This is a genomic window from Flavobacterium beibuense F44-8, assembly GCF_000769915.1.
Taxonomy (GTDB): Bacteria; Bacteroidota; Bacteroidia; order Flavobacteriales; family Flavobacteriaceae; genus Flavobacterium; species Flavobacterium beibuense.
The window spans coordinates 207000-221446 of the sequence record NZ_JRLV01000004.1 but is presented as its reverse complement, the minus strand read 5'-3'; the positions used below and the strand labels follow the sequence as shown (position 1 = coordinate 221446).

Annotated in this window: 13 protein-coding genes; 12 read left to right on the top strand and 1 reads right to left on the bottom strand. The window is 37.7% G+C overall.

Features of this window, described 5'->3' with window-relative positions:
• Nucleotides 1–84: 84 nt before the first annotated feature.
• Together Q763_RS04655 and Q763_RS04650 are read left to right on the top strand one after the other, a co-directional pair.
• Complete coding sequence (locus Q763_RS04655) at nucleotides 85–651, top strand: helix-turn-helix domain-containing protein (RefSeq protein ID WP_035131702.1); 567 nt, start codon at nucleotides 85–87, stop codon at nucleotides 649–651.
• Between the two features lie 33 nt (nucleotides 652–684).
• Nucleotides 685–2805, top strand: a complete 2121-nt coding sequence (locus Q763_RS04650; RefSeq protein WP_035131699.1) for a Tex family protein — start codon at nucleotides 685–687, stop codon at nucleotides 2803–2805.
• Nucleotides 2806–2863: 58 nt separating this feature from the next.
• On the opposite strand, the gene tatA is transcribed toward Q763_RS04650, so the two are convergent.
• On the bottom strand, nucleotides 2864–3070 hold the full coding sequence (gene tatA / locus Q763_RS04645) for a twin-arginine translocase TatA/TatE family subunit (RefSeq protein ID WP_084596007.1): 207 nt from the start codon (nucleotides 3068–3070) through the stop codon (nucleotides 2864–2866).
• A 187-nt stretch (nucleotides 3071–3257) separates the two neighbouring features.
• Between tatA and Q763_RS04640 the strand changes: the two genes are divergently transcribed.
• The 10 genes from Q763_RS04640 to Q763_RS04595 all read left to right on the top strand — a co-directional run bounded on the left by Q763_RS04640 (nucleotide 3258) and on the right by Q763_RS04595 (nucleotide 14446).
• Nucleotides 3258–4124, top strand: a complete 867-nt coding sequence (locus tag Q763_RS04640) for a M23 family metallopeptidase (protein ID WP_035131696.1) — start codon at nucleotides 3258–3260, stop codon at nucleotides 4122–4124.
• A 6-nt stretch (nucleotides 4125–4130) separates the two neighbouring features.
• Nucleotides 4131–5609, top strand: coding sequence for a GH3 family domain-containing protein (locus Q763_RS04635; RefSeq protein WP_035131695.1), 1479 nt, complete (start codon nucleotides 4131–4133; stop codon nucleotides 5607–5609).
• Between the two features lie 85 nt (nucleotides 5610–5694).
• Nucleotides 5695–7386 carry a DUF6909 family protein gene (locus Q763_RS04630; RefSeq protein WP_035131694.1) on the top strand — a complete coding sequence of 564 codons (1692 nt, stop codon included), beginning with the start codon at nucleotides 5695–5697 and terminating at the stop codon, nucleotides 7384–7386.
• 3 nt (nucleotides 7387–7389) lie between these two features.
• On the top strand, nucleotides 7390–8370 hold the full coding sequence (locus tag Q763_RS04625) for a hypothetical protein (RefSeq protein ID WP_035131693.1): 981 nt from the start codon (nucleotides 7390–7392) through the stop codon (nucleotides 8368–8370).
• Nucleotides 8363–9379 carry a dTDP-glucose 4,6-dehydratase gene (rfbB, locus tag Q763_RS04620; RefSeq protein ID WP_035131692.1) on the top strand — a complete coding sequence of 339 codons (1017 nt, stop codon included), beginning with the start codon at nucleotides 8363–8365 and terminating at the stop codon, nucleotides 9377–9379. Before Q763_RS04625 ends, rfbB begins: the two co-directional genes overlap by 8 nt.
• A gap of 6 nt (nucleotides 9380–9385) precedes the next feature.
• On the top strand, nucleotides 9386–10246 hold the full coding sequence (gene rfbA / locus Q763_RS04615; RefSeq protein WP_035131691.1) for a glucose-1-phosphate thymidylyltransferase RfbA: 861 nt from the start codon (nucleotides 9386–9388) through the stop codon (nucleotides 10244–10246).
• Nucleotides 10247–10250: 4 nt separating this feature from the next.
• A complete protein-coding gene (rfbC, locus tag Q763_RS04610) occupies nucleotides 10251–10802 on the top strand; it encodes a dTDP-4-dehydrorhamnose 3,5-epimerase (protein WP_035131690.1) in 552 nt (183 codons plus the stop codon).
• Nucleotides 10796–11635 carry a dTDP-4-dehydrorhamnose reductase gene (rfbD, locus tag Q763_RS04605; RefSeq protein ID WP_035131688.1) on the top strand — a complete coding sequence of 280 codons (840 nt, stop codon included), beginning with the start codon at nucleotides 10796–10798 and terminating at the stop codon, nucleotides 11633–11635. The genes rfbC and rfbD overlap by 7 nt, the downstream gene beginning before the upstream one ends.
• Nucleotides 11636–11641: 6 nt before the next feature.
• Complete coding sequence (locus Q763_RS04600) at nucleotides 11642–12568, top strand: glycosyltransferase (RefSeq protein ID WP_035131686.1); 927 nt, start codon at nucleotides 11642–11644, stop codon at nucleotides 12566–12568.
• Nucleotides 12569–12601: 33 nt separating this feature from the next.
• The gene (locus Q763_RS04595; protein ID WP_035131684.1) at nucleotides 12602–14446 is read left to right on the top strand and encodes a glycosyltransferase family 39 protein; all 1845 of its coding nucleotides are present in this window, start codon (nucleotides 12602–12604) and stop codon (nucleotides 14444–14446) included.
• Nucleotide 14447: the final 1 nt, after the last annotated feature.

The window sequence follows — 14447 nt, the reverse complement described above, 5'->3', positions numbered from 1 at the left end:
TGCCGTAAAAATGCCGTAGTAAAACCGCTATCAAATGCCTACCTTGGTCAATAATTTTGTCCCATAACTTTAAATCAAAAAATTATGGAAACCATTGGAAAAAGAATTGCCGAAATCAGAAAGCAAAAAGGCCTAACTCAGGAGGAGGTAGCCGAGAGCGCTAAGATAAATTTACGCACACTACAGCGTATTGAAAAAGACGAAACCGAACCGCGCGGCAACAGCCTTAAAGGGATATGCGAAGCCCTTGAAATTAATATTGAGGACTTAGTAGATTACGGTAAAACCGAAGACAGAACCTATTTGGTATACATGCATCTTTCGGTAATGAGTTCGGTATTTATACCACTAGGTAATATAATCCTTCCGCTTATTTTATGGCTCAATAAAAAGGACAGGATTGTTTCCGTATCGGGTCAGGGTAAAAACATACTTAACTTCCAGATCGTTTGGACGGTTTGTTTTTATTTATTGATATTCATATTTGTATTTTTCAAAATAATGCACCTGCCGTTTAATGTATTTCTTTTTGTAGGGCTTATGGTAGCCATAGGGATTTTTAATTTCCTGTATCCGGTATATGCTGCCATTAGGGTAAGTAAGGGAGAGGTTAAAAACTTCTGGCCGGCACCAATTAAATTTATGAAATAAGAATACTATGTTTGTAGTTCATATTTTTGAATAATGACAAACATCCAATTCATTTCGGGGCAGGTTACCGCTCCTGTAAAAAGCATAGAAAATATATTACAACTGCTAAGTGAAGACTGTACTATTCCCTTTATTGCGCGTTACCGAAAGGACAGAACGGGCAATCTTGATGAGGTGGTAATAGAACAGATAGCCAAGCTAAACCAGGCCTTTGAAGCTATTGTAAAGCGAAAAGAAGCGATTTTAAAGAGTATTGAGGAGCAAAACGGGCTAACGCCCGATTTAAAGCAGAAAATTGATGCCAGCTTTGATATCACCGAACTGGAGGATTTTTACCTTCCGTTCAAAAAACGCAAAAAGACAAAAGCCGACACCGCCCGTGAAAACGGACTGGAACCGTTGGCAAAAATCATCATGGCACAAAACAGTGATGATATTGATTATATAGCATCAAAATACCTTAATGATAAAGTGGCAAATGAAGACGACGCACTACAGGGTGCCCGCGACATTATTGCCGAATGGGTAAATGAAAACCTGTACATCCGTAAAAACCTAAGGCGGATGTACAATCGTAAGGCGGAGATAACTACTAAAAAGGTTAAAGGTGCCGATGAGGAAAAGGCTAAAAAATTTGAACAGTACCTGGACTGGAGTGAAAATCTGGCTAAAGCGCCATCACACAGGGTACTGGCAATACTACGTGCCGAAAACGAGGGTATCATTAAATTTAAGGTAGATATAGACAGCGATGAGGCAATCGATTTTATGGAGCAGTCGGTTATCAAAAACAACCGCGAAACCGCCGGCCAGCTAAAGCTGGCAATAAAGGACAGTTATAAGCGCCTGCTGGCTCCGGCTATCTCAAACGAGGTATTGCAGGAAGCCAAAGCCAAAGCCGATGCCACCGCTATTGGTGTTTTTGCCGGAAATTTGGGTCAGTTGCTGTTAGCCCCTCCACTTGGGGAAAAGCGCATACTGGCTATAGATCCGGGGTTTCGTACAGGCTGTAAGGTAGTTTGTCTTGACGAGAAAGGCGATTTGTTGTATAACGAGACCATTTTCCCACATGCGCCGCAAAAGGATACTGCCGTTGCCATGAAAAAAATACGTTCCATGGTAAATGCCTATAAAATAGATGCCATTTCCATAGGTAACGGAACGGCATCGCGCGAAACTGAACATTTCATTAAAAAAATAGCCTTTGATAAGCCCGTACAGGTATTTGTAGTGAGCGAAGCAGGAGCATCGGTATATTCGGCATCAAAAATAGCAAGGGATGAATTCCCTAATTACGATGTAACCGTAAGGGGAGCAGTATCCATAGGGCGCAGGCTGAGTGATCCGCTTGCCGAACTGGTTAAAATAGAGCCTAAAGCCATTGGTGTGGGTCAGTACCAGCACGATGTGGATCAGGGTAAACTTAAAGACGAACTGGACACAGTGGTTATGCGCTGCGTAAACTCGGTTGGTGTAAATATCAATACGGCGAGTAAATCGCTGTTAGGTTATGTATCGGGTATTGGCGAAAAGCTTGCCGAAAATATAGTAAACTACCGTAGTGAGAACGGTCCGTTTGAAGACAGAAAACAACTTAAAAAAGTGCCAAGGCTGGGGGATAAGGTCTATCAGCAGGCGGCGGCTTTCGTAAGGATTCCAAACGCTAAAAACCCGCTGGATAATTCGGCTGTACACCCTGAGGCTTACAGTATAGTGGAAAAAATGGCTAAGGATATGAAACTTAAAACTGCCGATTTAGTTTCTAACAAAGAGGCTATAGCCAAAATTCCGGTAAACAATTATGTAACCGGAGATGTTGGGGTACTTGGTCTTAAAGATATTTTAAAGGAGCTTGAAAAACCGGGACTGGATCCAAGGAAGTCGGCAAAGGTATTTGAGTTCGATCCTAACGTAAGGTCTATTAACGACCTGCACATCGGGATGATATTACCGGGTATTGTGAATAACATTACCAATTTTGGCTGTTTTGTGGATATAGGTATCAAAGAAAGCGGACTGGTGCATATTTCCCAGTTAAAGGACGGTTTTGTGAGTGATGTGAATGAGGTGGTAAAACTACATCAGCATGTAGAAGTTAAGGTACTTGAGGTCGATGAGACCAGAAAAAGAATACAGCTTACCATGGTATTGTAAAAAAATAAAAAACCCTCTAAGCATTACTTAGAGGGTTTTTTATGTATAGAAACAAATATTATAATTTATTTTCTTCTTTTTGAGATTGCTCATTTTTTGAGTTTGCCGGCTGGTCATCCTTCGCTGCATCTTTAAATTCTTTAATACCAGATCCAAGGCCTCTCATTAATTCAGGAATTTTCTTTCCGCCAAACAATAGCACGATTAATACCACAACAACTGCTATTTGCCACGGACCAACTGCTCCTAAAAAAATTGCTAACATGTTCATAATTACAATAAATAAAATGATTATTTCGACAAAGTTAAATATAAAATAATTTACAATAACTATTTACGGCAAATATTTAGTATTGGTTTGCGTTAAAGTATAGAATTTTAAAGATTTTTAGCTAATATACCGTATTGCAGGAGGCTATGGTATTAGTATATTTGTGAATTAAACAGGAAATATGTCGGGTAAAAAGCGTAAAAGGCAGGTAATCAGAAAGAAACTCTTTACAAAAAACCGCCTTGTAATATTAAATGAAGATTCGTTTGAGGAAATATTTTCCTTAAAGCTTAACTTAATGAATGTTTTTGTGGGGCTAACGCTAATAAGTATCGTTATGATAGCCCTTACAACCTATATAATTGCATTTACTCCTTTAAGGGAATATATACCGGGTTATTCATCTTCAAAATTGAAGAAAGATGCTATTGATAATGCTATAAAGTCAGACTCGCTTCAAAAAGTATTAGATGAGAATAACATTTATCTGGCTTCGATAAGAAAAGTATTAACCGGAGATATTGAACATGCTGCCCTTAACAGGGATTCTATAATAGCTGCCGAACATAATGACGCTAATGTAGACCTGGCACCAAAAGAGGCAGAGCTGAAATTAAGGGAACAGGTAGCACTGGAAGACAAGTATAACCTGTTTGAAAAGGCGCAGCCAAAAGTAAACCTGGTATTATTCGCCCCGGCAAAAGGACATATTACCGAGAATTATAATGCTAAAGACAAGCATTTTTCTGTAGATATTATGCTTGCGGCAAATACACCGGTAAAATCGGTAGCGGCAGGAACAGTATTATTTTCAGACTGGACTCCTATACAGGGTAATGTAATTATCATTCGTCATAACGACGGTATTATCTCGGCATATAAAAAAGCTTCATCTCTAACAAAAGTACAGGGTGATGTAGTAAAATCGGGTGAGGTAATAGCTATGGCAGGAACATCGGAAGATGCTGATAAAGGAGCGCACCTACAGTTTGAATTATGGAAGGACGGTTATCCTATTAACCCAACCCAGTTTATTGATTTTGAATAATAACTTATGTCTATAAAATCGTTTGCAGCAAAACTGTTTGCTAAAAAAATATACAACGATACCCAAAAATGGGCTCAAAAACCTGTGGAAACCCAACAAAAGGTTTTAGAAATGCTCGTAGCAAAAGCAGCACAAACCAATTTTGGGAAAGATCATCATTTTGAAGGCATACGATCGCACGCTGATTTTGCAAAACATGTACCTGTAAGAGATTATGAGGACTTAAAACCTTATGTGGAAAAGGTGGTTAAAGGACAGGAAGATGTACTTTGGCCGGGTAAACCATTGTATTTTGCCAAAACATCAGGAACTACATCGGGGGCAAAATATATTCCGCTTACAAAAGAGTCTATGCCTTATCATATTGAGGCAGCCCGAAACGCCATACTGCATTACGTTCATGAAACGGGTAAAGCCCAATTTGTAGACGGTAAAATGATATTCCTGCAGGGAAGTCCTGAGCTGGAAGAGAAAAACGGGATTAAGTTTGGCCGGCTTTCGGGAATAGTAGCACACTTTGTACCAGCTTACCTGCAACGCAACCGCATGCCAAGCTGGGAAACCAACTGTATTGACGACTGGGAACAAAAGGTAGATGCCATAGTGGAGGAGACCTACAATGAGGATATGTCGGTTATTTCGGGAATACCATCGTGGGTACAAATGTATTTTGAAAGACTGGAGAAAAAAGGACATAAAAAGGTAGGCGAGATATTTAAAAATTTCAGCCTGTTTATATATGGTGGGGTAAATTATGAACCCTACAGGGCTAAGTTTGAAAATCTTATTGGAAGAAAGGTAGACAGTATTGAACTGTTTCCGGCTTCAGAAGGTTTTTTTGCCTATCAGGATAAACAAAATGCAAAAGGAATGTTGCTGTTGCTTAACTCAGGTATATTTTATGAGTTTATAAAAGCAGATGAGTTTTTTAATGAGCATCCTAAACGCTATACCATTGGCGAGGTGGAACTGGGTATTAACTATGTAATGATTATTTCTACCAATGCCGGTTTATGGGGTTATAATATAGGCGATACAATACAGTTTACATCTACAAAACCATACAGGGTTATTGTTAGCGGAAGGATTAAGCATTATATATCGGCCTTTGGAGAACATGTTATAGGCAAGGAAGTAGAGAATGCCCTTAAAGAAGCAATGGAAGGTACAGATGTACGTGTAAATGAATTTACTGTAGCTCCGCAAATTAATCCGGATAGCGGTTTACCATACCATGAATGGTTTATTGAATTTGAAAAAGAGCCTACAGATATGAATGCTTTTTCTCTGGCTATTGATAAGGCCATGAGAAAACAAAATGTATATTATGACGATTTGATATCAGGCAATATACTGCGTACAGTGGTAATTACTAAAGTGGGTAGAAACGGTTTTCAGGAGTACATGAAATCAATAGGGAAGCTGGGCGGGCAAAATAAACTGCCAAGACTGTCTAACGACAGAAAAATAGCAGATGCGCTGTAAACCCGTTTGTTAATTAACAGGATATACAGGCTTTAACATAAGTAAAAAATAAAATCCTACATTTGCCTTAAAACACTAAAAGATTATGCAGGGCATTAAGAATACATCCCGATCCAAGGCGCAGGAATCTTCTGCGGCAATTGAGCGTTTGTATATTACAATGCGCCATCTTTTAAACCGTGGTTTTTATAAACCCATGGGAGTATCGGGCGATACGCTCAGGGAAGCACTTTTGCTTTTAAGACCCGAAATTTACGGGTCGATAGCAGAGGAGAAGGCCGAACTTAACGGACTGTTATATGTTATAGAGCGTTTGCCTATAGGTATAGAGCAATGCCGTTTTATAAGCCTTACATCAGATGAAGGATATTCCAAATCACATTTTAAGGCCATAGTGCCGCCTAAAAGAAGAAGAAACTGCTACCGTATTGATGACGAGCAGATGAATGTGGAAATTACCCGAGGCAGATCGGATATATATGATATACTTACCCACCTTACTTTTATTTTTATAGAATCGCATAAAATAAAAGACAGGGTACTTATAGACGATAACGGCGAAATTACCCACGACTGGTTTAGACTCGAACAAATAGTGCTTCAGAAAAAAAAGAAGCTTACACTGGAAGAAAGGGAAAAAGCCATTTCGCATGTGTCTTCGGTATTGGGAAGAACATTTTCGGAAGTATTGGATATTTATGATGCTTTTGGTTCGGCAGAAATGCCCGACAGGTTTTTGCATATAATATACTGGTTGGGTAAACTGGCTATTGATGAGGCCATGGGCGGTGCAAAAAGAACCATAACTTTTAGTCCTATTTTAAGGGAACGGTTAGGGCATCATATTCATGGAGAGATTTGGGCCAATAATATAAAAACCATTCTTAAACAAAACGGACTTTTAGAAAGGCCTATTCACATTATAAGTGCTAATATGCACAGTGTGATGAATTCAATTTTTGCCGAAAAGGTATTGAGTAAAGAGTTTAAAGGTAAGCCTGATTACTTTATTTATGAAGAGTTAAGCAAAACCGGTAACGGAGAACAAAGAGCAAGAATTGAAGAAGAGGCTCTAAAAAACGGAATGATATTTATCCCCGATACATCGGGCACTAATATAGACGTACAGATATTTGATACGGCAGCTATTGATTTTACAGGTACACCGTTTAAAAATGGCGTACAGGGAGGGGTAAAACCGGTATTAATAGTTATGGATTATGCTTTTGGTGAGCAGGCTTATGAAACTATTGATGAACTGTTAAAACCATTTAAGGAGCATAAATCAAAAACCTTCCTTGATATAGAATCGGTTTCCATAATGGGTAAAGCCGGTATACTTGAAGGTAATAAGGGTGATATTATGATACCTTCGGCACATATAAACGAAGGTACAGGAGATAATTATCCGTTTGAAAACGAGTTAAAGGCAGCACTATTGGAAGGACACGGTATACCGGTGTATACCGGTGCTATGGTAACCGTTTTAGGTACATCACTTCAAAACAGGGACTTGCTTAAGTTTTTTAACGAGTCTACCTGGGGTGTTATAGGCCTGGAGATGGAAGGAGCCTATTATCAAAAAGCCATACAGTCGGCCTCAAAAATACGCAGGAGTATTAACCCTGATGTAAAGGTAAGATATGCCTATTATGCGTCAGATAATCCGCTTGAAACAGGTAGTACACTTGCTTCGGGTGGCTTAGGTACAACAGGAGTGAAACCTACTTATTTAATTACAATTAAAATTTTAGAACAAATATTTAATGTCAGATAAACTATGGCTGAAAACACAAATAGTCCTTATGATAAGGAATTAGATTTTAATTATGTTTCCGGAAAAGTGAAAGGTTATTTTTCTAAAACCGGAGATTCTTTTTTTAATGCAGTACAGTTTGTAAAGCGCAATATTATTGTTCTTGTTCTATTATTTATAGTAGGGGCAGGGTTTGGTTATTATAAAGACTATAAAAAAGGACCTTATTACAAAAATCAAATTTTTGTAATCCCTAATTTTAAGAGTGTGGATTATTTATATTCTCAGGCTGATTTTCTCAATTCAAGAGTTGGTGATTCTGTTTTTTTCAGTAATCTCGGAATTAAAAGTACAAAACAAATTAGAAAAGTAGAGGTAGAGCCTGTTGTTGATATTTATGATTTTGTAAGGGAAGAAGAAGATGAAACAAAATACATGATACTTAAACTTATGGCCGATAATGGCGATATTAATAAGATAATGGAAGATAAGACTACCAGCAAGAACTATAAGTTTCATGTTATAAATTATTTTTCTTCTGAATGGTCTAATCAACAAACAGTTGATGGGATAATGAAGTTTTTAAACAATGATCCATTTTTAGAATCCATGCAAAAAGAATGGACAAAAAATATGGAAATAAAGATTGCTGCAAACGATACACTTTTAAAACAGATAGATGGTATTCTGGACAGTTATGCTAATAAAATGTCGGGTAATTCTGTTGTATTCAATGAAGAAAAAGCACTTGATGAGGTTTTAAAAGAAAAGCAAAGACTGGTAGATGAACAGGCAAGAAACCGAGTTGATCTTGTTAACTACTCTAAGATAATTAAAGACGGAAGCGTAGTACTTAATGTTAATGAACCAACAGTTTTAAGAGGAAAGATGAAAATAATTTATCCTGTTATATTTATAGGGGTATTTGTGCTGTTAGCATGGTTTGTATCGTTTTATAAAAGACAGGTAAACAAAAGAAAGATTCTAATAAAAGAGAATGAATAAAGCGATACTAGTAACAGGAGGTGCCGGATTTATAGGTGCTAATTTTGTTGAATATTTTTTACAGGCCAATAACGATGTTTTATTGGTTAATTTAGATAAACTTACCTATGCCGGAGATTTAGCTAATCTCACCGAGGCAAAAAACAATCCAAACTACAAGTTTGTACAGGGGGATATTTGTGACAGGGAGCTTATAGAGCAACTGTTTAAGGAGTATGATTTTAGGGGGATAATTCATTTTGCTGCCGAATCACACGTAGACAATTCTATATCGGGACCTGAGGCATTTATACAAACCAATGTTATGGGAACCTTTGTTTTGATTGATGTTGCCAGAAAGCACTGGATGGAATCCCCAAATCAGTACAAAGAAGCCTATAAAGACTGTCGTTTCCATCATATCTCTACTGATGAGGTGTATGGTACACTGGGCAAGGAAGGGTTGTTTACCGAAGAAACCCCGTATGCGCCAAATAGTCCTTACAGTGCTTCAAAGGCATCAAGCGATATGGTGGTGAGAAGTTATTTCCATACCTATGGAATGAATGTTGTTACTACTAACTGTTCTAATAATTACGGACCAAAACAACATCAGGAAAAGCTTATACCAACTATAATAAGAAAAGCCATATCAGGAGAAAACATTCCTATTTACGGAACCGGAGAAAATGTAAGGGACTGGCTTTATGTGCTGGATCACTGTAAGGGGATAGAATTGGTTTACAAAAAAGGTGTAGCCGGGGAAACCTATAATATTGGTGGAAGAAACGAAAGAAACAACCTGTATATAGCCAATAAGATATGTGATTTACTGGATGAAATACATCCTCGTGAATCGGGTAAATACAACGAGCTTATAACTTTTGTAAAAGACAGGCCGGGGCATGATATGCGTTATGCTATCGATGCAACAAAAATTGAGAACGAACTGGGCTGGAAAGCCGATGAGAATTTTGAAACAGGTATTGTAAAGACCATAGAATGGTATTTGCATAAACTCACAAAATAAACAACTATGAAAGGAATAATATTAGCCGGCGGATCGGGAACCAGGCTGCATCCGTTAACCTTAGCGGTAAGTAAGCAGCTTATGCCTATTTATGATAAGCCGATGATATACTATCCCTTATCAACACTTATATGGTCGGGAATAAGGGAAATACTTATTATTTCCACTCCTCATGATTTGCCATTGTTCAGGCAGCTTTTAGGTGACGGATCGAGTCTCGGCTGTAACTTTGAATATGCCGTACAGGAGTATCCTAACGGACTGGCAGAAGCCTTTATAATAGGTAAGGAATTTATAGGTAATGATAAAGTAGCCCTTATACTGGGCGATAATATATTTTATGGTACAGGCCTTTCTGATTTATTGCAGGCCAATAACGACCCAAACGGAGGGATTATTTATGCCTATCATGTGCACGACCCTGAGCGTTATGGCGTAGTAGATTTTGATGCTCAGGGCAATGTGCTGTCTATAGAGGAGAAGCCTCAAAACCCTAAGTCACATTATGCAGTGCCTGGTATTTATTTTTATGATAATGACGTGGTTGAAATAGCGGCAAACATAAAGCCAAGTGCCCGTGGTGAACTGGAAATTACCGATGTGAATAAGGAATACCTTAAACGCGGTAAGCTAAAGGTAAGTATACTGGACAGAGGGACGGCATGGCTGGATACAGGGACGTTTAACTCCCTTATGCAGGCAGGACAGTTTGTACAGGTAATAGAGGAACGCCAGGGACTTAAAATTGGTGCTATAGAAGAGGCTGCCTATAAAATGGGCTTTATAAACAGAGAACAATTAACTAAACTTGCCGAACCACTTTTAAAAAGCGGATACGGTACACACTTATTAAGTATACTAGATTAAATAAATGACGGCAATACCTACAAAACTTGAAGGATGTTTTATAATAGAACCTAATGTTTTTTATGACGACAGGGGCTATTTTATGGAAAGTTATAATGAAGCGCGTTTTGAGGAACAAACCGGGCAAAAGGTACACTTTGTACAGGACAATCAGTCGCACTCAACAAAGGGAGTATTAAGAGGACTGCATTACCAAACCGGCGAACATGCTCAGGCTAAACTGGTAAGGGTACTGGAAGGAGAGGTACTGGATGTTGCTGTAGATGTAAGACCGGAATCGGCTACCTACGGTGAGCATGTTACTGTATTACTAACAGCCGAAAATAAAAAACAGCTTTTTGTTCCCAGAGGTTTTGCACACGGTTTTATAGTATTGAGTGAAACTGCATCGTTTTTTTACAAATGCGATAATTTTTACAATAAGGAATCAGAAGGGGGAATACTGTTTAATGACCCCGAACTGAATATAGACTGGCAACTGCCTACAGAAAACCTGATTATATCCTACAAGGATCAGGTACTTCCTAACCTTAAAAATGCAAGGCCAATATGGTAGTATTAGTCACGGGAGCATCAGGTCAGTTAGGGCAAAGTATTAAGCATATAGCGGCTAGTCATAGTTCGCTTTCTTTTTATTATGCTGATAGTAAAGAGGGTGATATTACAAATAAAGCAGCGCTTGAAAAACTGTTTAAAGAAGTAAAGCCTGATTATTGTATTAACGCGGCAGCTTATACAGCTGTTGATAAGGCTGAAACGGATAAGGAACAGGCTTATGCCGTTAATGTTACCGGAGCTAAAAACCTTGCTGAAGTTTGTAATGCAGGAGGCGTTAAGCTAATACATATTTCTACCGATTTTGTTTTTGACGGAACAAAATCAACACCCTATACTGAACTGGATAGTACAAATCCGCAGGGGGTATACGGGCTTACCAAAAGGCAGGGCGAACAGGAAATTGAAAAAGCACTTAAAGAATATTACATTGTAAGAACTTCATGGCTGTACTCTCAGTTTGCCAATAACTTTATGAAAACCATGTTAAGGCTGGCTGCCGAAAGGGATTCTCTTGGAGTTATTGATGACCAAAAGGGAACCCCTACCAATGCGGTTGATTTGGCCGAAGTAGTGCTAAGAATTATAGAAAGCGGTAAAACGGCTTATGGTATTTATCACTACAGTAATGAAGGAGAAACCAGTTGGTATGGTTTTGCCAAACAGATTTTTGAGACTAATAATGTGAGTATAGATTTAAAACCTATACCAACAGAAGCATATCCTACTCCGGCAAAACGCCCGCAGTATAGTGTTTTGGATAAAAGTAAAATAAAGAATACATTTGATTTACAGATAAATAACTGGCAGGATTCATTGCAACCTTATAACTAATCGCCCATGCAAAAAGTTTACTGTGTTACGCCTTTATACAACGATTGGACCAGCTGTGTTGTTTTAGCCGATAAGATTAGGCAGTTGGAAAAAGAACATAGTGGATTTATGTTTAATTTGGTTATAGTCAACGATGGGTCTGTAACATTGCCGGAAGAAGATATTTTTCGTTCAGAAAACATAAAAATACTAAATCTTAAGGTTAATGTTGGTCATCAAAGGGCAATAGCTATAGGGTTACAGTATGTGTATAATGAAGTTAATGATTGTGATGCCGTAGTGGTTTTAGACAGTGATGGCGAAGACAGGCCTGAAGATATACCCTTACTTCTTGAAAAGACCCTTAAAATCCAAACTATAGTTTTTGCCGAAAGAAATAAAAGGGAAGAATCTCTGATGTTTAAAACCGGATATTGGTTTTATAAGGTTCTTTTTAATACCCTGACAGGCAAAAAAATAAGCTTTGGTAATTTTAGCGCTATGCCTGTTAATCAATTGAAAAAGGTAGTAGCATTAAGTAATATATGGAATCATTATTCCGGAGCTGTTATGCATTCCCGTCTGCCTTACAGTAAGGTTTTATTAGACAGGGGTAAAAGGTATTCTGGCCAGTCTAAAATGAACTTTACCAGCCTGGTATTACACGGGCTTAGCTCAATTTCAGTTTATTTTGATTCAATTTCGGTAAGAATATTAAAGTTTTGCTTTTATGGTATTGCTTTATGTTTTACAGGAGTTTTTTATATACTGTTTCAAAAGTTTTTTACCGAAAAAGCTATACCCGGTTGGGCATCAAGCCTTATAATGATAATAACGGGTATTATACTTCAGTTATTCTCGGTTACCCTGATAGTATTGCTTTTACAGCTTAGTTCCAGAAAAAATATAGATGCACCTAACACTAAAAAGTATCTCGATTTTTTAGAAGACTAATTGTCCTTCTCAAAAACAAGTTGTTCTTCAGGTATGAAAAAAATTAAAGCATATATACAACAAAACTACTGGCTATTGGCAATACTGTTATTGGCCTCGTTTTTACGTCTGTTTCATGTAGATTATCAAAGTGTTTGGGTTGATGAAATCCATACCATGATTGAATCAGATCCTTCTATGACTTTTAGGGAAATGAATCATATAATTCTTTTTAGGGAAGGTATAGGTCACATGTATTTTTTGATAGTTAAGGGGCTTAATGCAATATTTGGATACTCAGCACTTACGGCAAGGCTCTTTTCGGCATTTATTGGTATAGCGAGTATATATGTCATTTATCTGTTAGGCAAGGAACTACATAATAAAAGAACAGGGCTTATAGCAGCATTACTTTTAACGGTAAACCTGTATCATATAACCTATTCGCAGGAGGCAAGATCGTATATTCTTTTAGTTTTATTCTGTACACTGGCTTTTTATAAGTTGGCAGTTTTTCTTAAAAGGCCATCGGTTAAAAATGCGATATGGTATGGCGTGTTTGCTGCTCTTATGTTTCATGCCCATATAGTATCGGCCCTTACCCTGTTTGGACAAGTATTACTTACCCTGTTTGTACTATATACTCAACCTAAAGAAGAAAGAAAAGCTTTTTTCAAAAAGTGTGTTGTAGCAGGTACAACTCTATTTTTACTGTTACTTCCCGCTTACAGTTTAATATTAAAAGTATCTAAATACAAATCAGGTTGGCTTACGTTACCGGGTCCCGATGGTTTTTCGAATATAGTAAAGGCATTAACCGGTGATACGGAACTATTATGGTTCCTGTTTCTTCTTTTGGCAATATTCTACTTTGTAAATCTTTTTAGACAAAAGGAGAACAGGCTGTGTGCACATGCTCTGCTTTCCAATAATATTATATTCTCGGCACTCATCTTTTTCTGCTGGATATTTTTTGCCATACCGTTGTCCATAATCAAGTCTTATATGGACGAGCCCATGATTCTGTCTAGGTATTTTATACATATGCTTCCGGCATTGATAATACTATTTTCCATTGCCATAGAGCAAATACGCAACAGGATTTCTCAGGTACTTATTGTATCAATGATAGTCATACTTTCCTTAACCGATATTTTTATTGTAAAAGACTATTATTATAAGCTTTCCAAATCACAATACAGGGAACTGACAACCGAAATAATGAATAACAATCCGCAGGGAGATAAAGTGGTTTCCTCGTGGGGATGGCTTATGAGTTATTTCTTTAAGCCTACTGGGGAGCCGGTTTTAGAAATGAAACTGCGTGATTATGTGAACGCAATAAAAGAGGGTAAAGTCCGAAAAGAATCTTTTTGGTATCTTGACGGTAACTCTAGGTCTTATAACTTAACACCAGAAGATGAGGCGTTTTTAAATGAAAACTTTATGATGAGAGAAAGTTTTGAATTGTATGATTGCTGGGCAAGGCATTATATATCGAAAACAGAGCAGGATTTCCCTTTGCGATTATCTGCCGATAGCTTTATCCCTAAAAATATTGATGATAACGGGAACTTATATCTCTTTGAAAATGGAGGGCTAACATCAGAAAGTTTTAAACTGGAAAAAGGACAATATAATCTTGTTATAAAAGCAAACAGCCTGCCTAAAGAACCCATAAAAGGAGAGCACGCACACCTACAGGTAAAGTTAGGAGATGAAAAGATAGGGGATTACTATTTGAATGGCGATGATAATAATAATGAGATGAAACTGCCTTTTGAGATAAAGGCAGATACCAAAACTAAAGCACAGTTTATTTTTGATAATGATACTTTTACAGAAGGCAAAGACAGAAATCTTGTAATATATTCTGTTCAGATAGAAAAAAAGGAGTAAA

What these genes read in the sequence shown, in the direction of transcription:
- Q763_RS04635 (WP_035131695.1), top strand. Translation starts at nt 4,131, where the DNA reads ATGTCTATAAAATCGTTTGCAGCAAAACTGTTTGCTAAAAAAATATAC.
- Q763_RS04630 (WP_035131694.1), top strand. Translation starts at nt 5,695, where the DNA reads ATGCAGGGCATTAAGAATACATCCCGATCCAAGGCGCAGGAATCTTCT.
- rfbB (WP_035131692.1), top strand. Translation starts at nt 8,363, where the DNA reads ATGAATAAAGCGATACTAGTAACAGGAGGTGCCGGATTTATAGGTGCT.
- rfbD (WP_035131688.1), top strand. Translation starts at nt 10,796, where the DNA reads ATGGTAGTATTAGTCACGGGAGCATCAGGTCAGTTAGGGCAAAGTATT.
- Q763_RS04625 (WP_035131693.1), top strand. Translation starts at nt 7,390, where the DNA reads ATGGCTGAAAACACAAATAGTCCTTATGATAAGGAATTAGATTTTAAT.
- Q763_RS04655 (WP_035131702.1), top strand. Translation starts at nt 85, where the DNA reads ATGGAAACCATTGGAAAAAGAATTGCCGAAATCAGAAAGCAAAAAGGC.
- Q763_RS04650 (WP_035131699.1), top strand. Translation starts at nt 685, where the DNA reads ATGACAAACATCCAATTCATTTCGGGGCAGGTTACCGCTCCTGTAAAA.
- tatA (WP_084596007.1), bottom strand. Translation starts at nt 3,070, where the DNA reads ATGTTAGCAATTTTTTTAGGAGCAGTTGGTCCGTGGCAAATAGCAGTT.
- rfbA (WP_035131691.1), top strand. Translation starts at nt 9,386, where the DNA reads ATGAAAGGAATAATATTAGCCGGCGGATCGGGAACCAGGCTGCATCCG.
- Q763_RS04595 (WP_035131684.1), top strand. Translation starts at nt 12,602, where the DNA reads ATGAAAAAAATTAAAGCATATATACAACAAAACTACTGGCTATTGGCA.
- Q763_RS04600 (WP_035131686.1), top strand. Translation starts at nt 11,642, where the DNA reads ATGCAAAAAGTTTACTGTGTTACGCCTTTATACAACGATTGGACCAGC.
- rfbC (WP_035131690.1), top strand. Translation starts at nt 10,251, where the DNA reads ATGACGGCAATACCTACAAAACTTGAAGGATGTTTTATAATAGAACCT.
- Q763_RS04640 (WP_035131696.1), top strand. Translation starts at nt 3,258, where the DNA reads ATGTCGGGTAAAAAGCGTAAAAGGCAGGTAATCAGAAAGAAACTCTTT.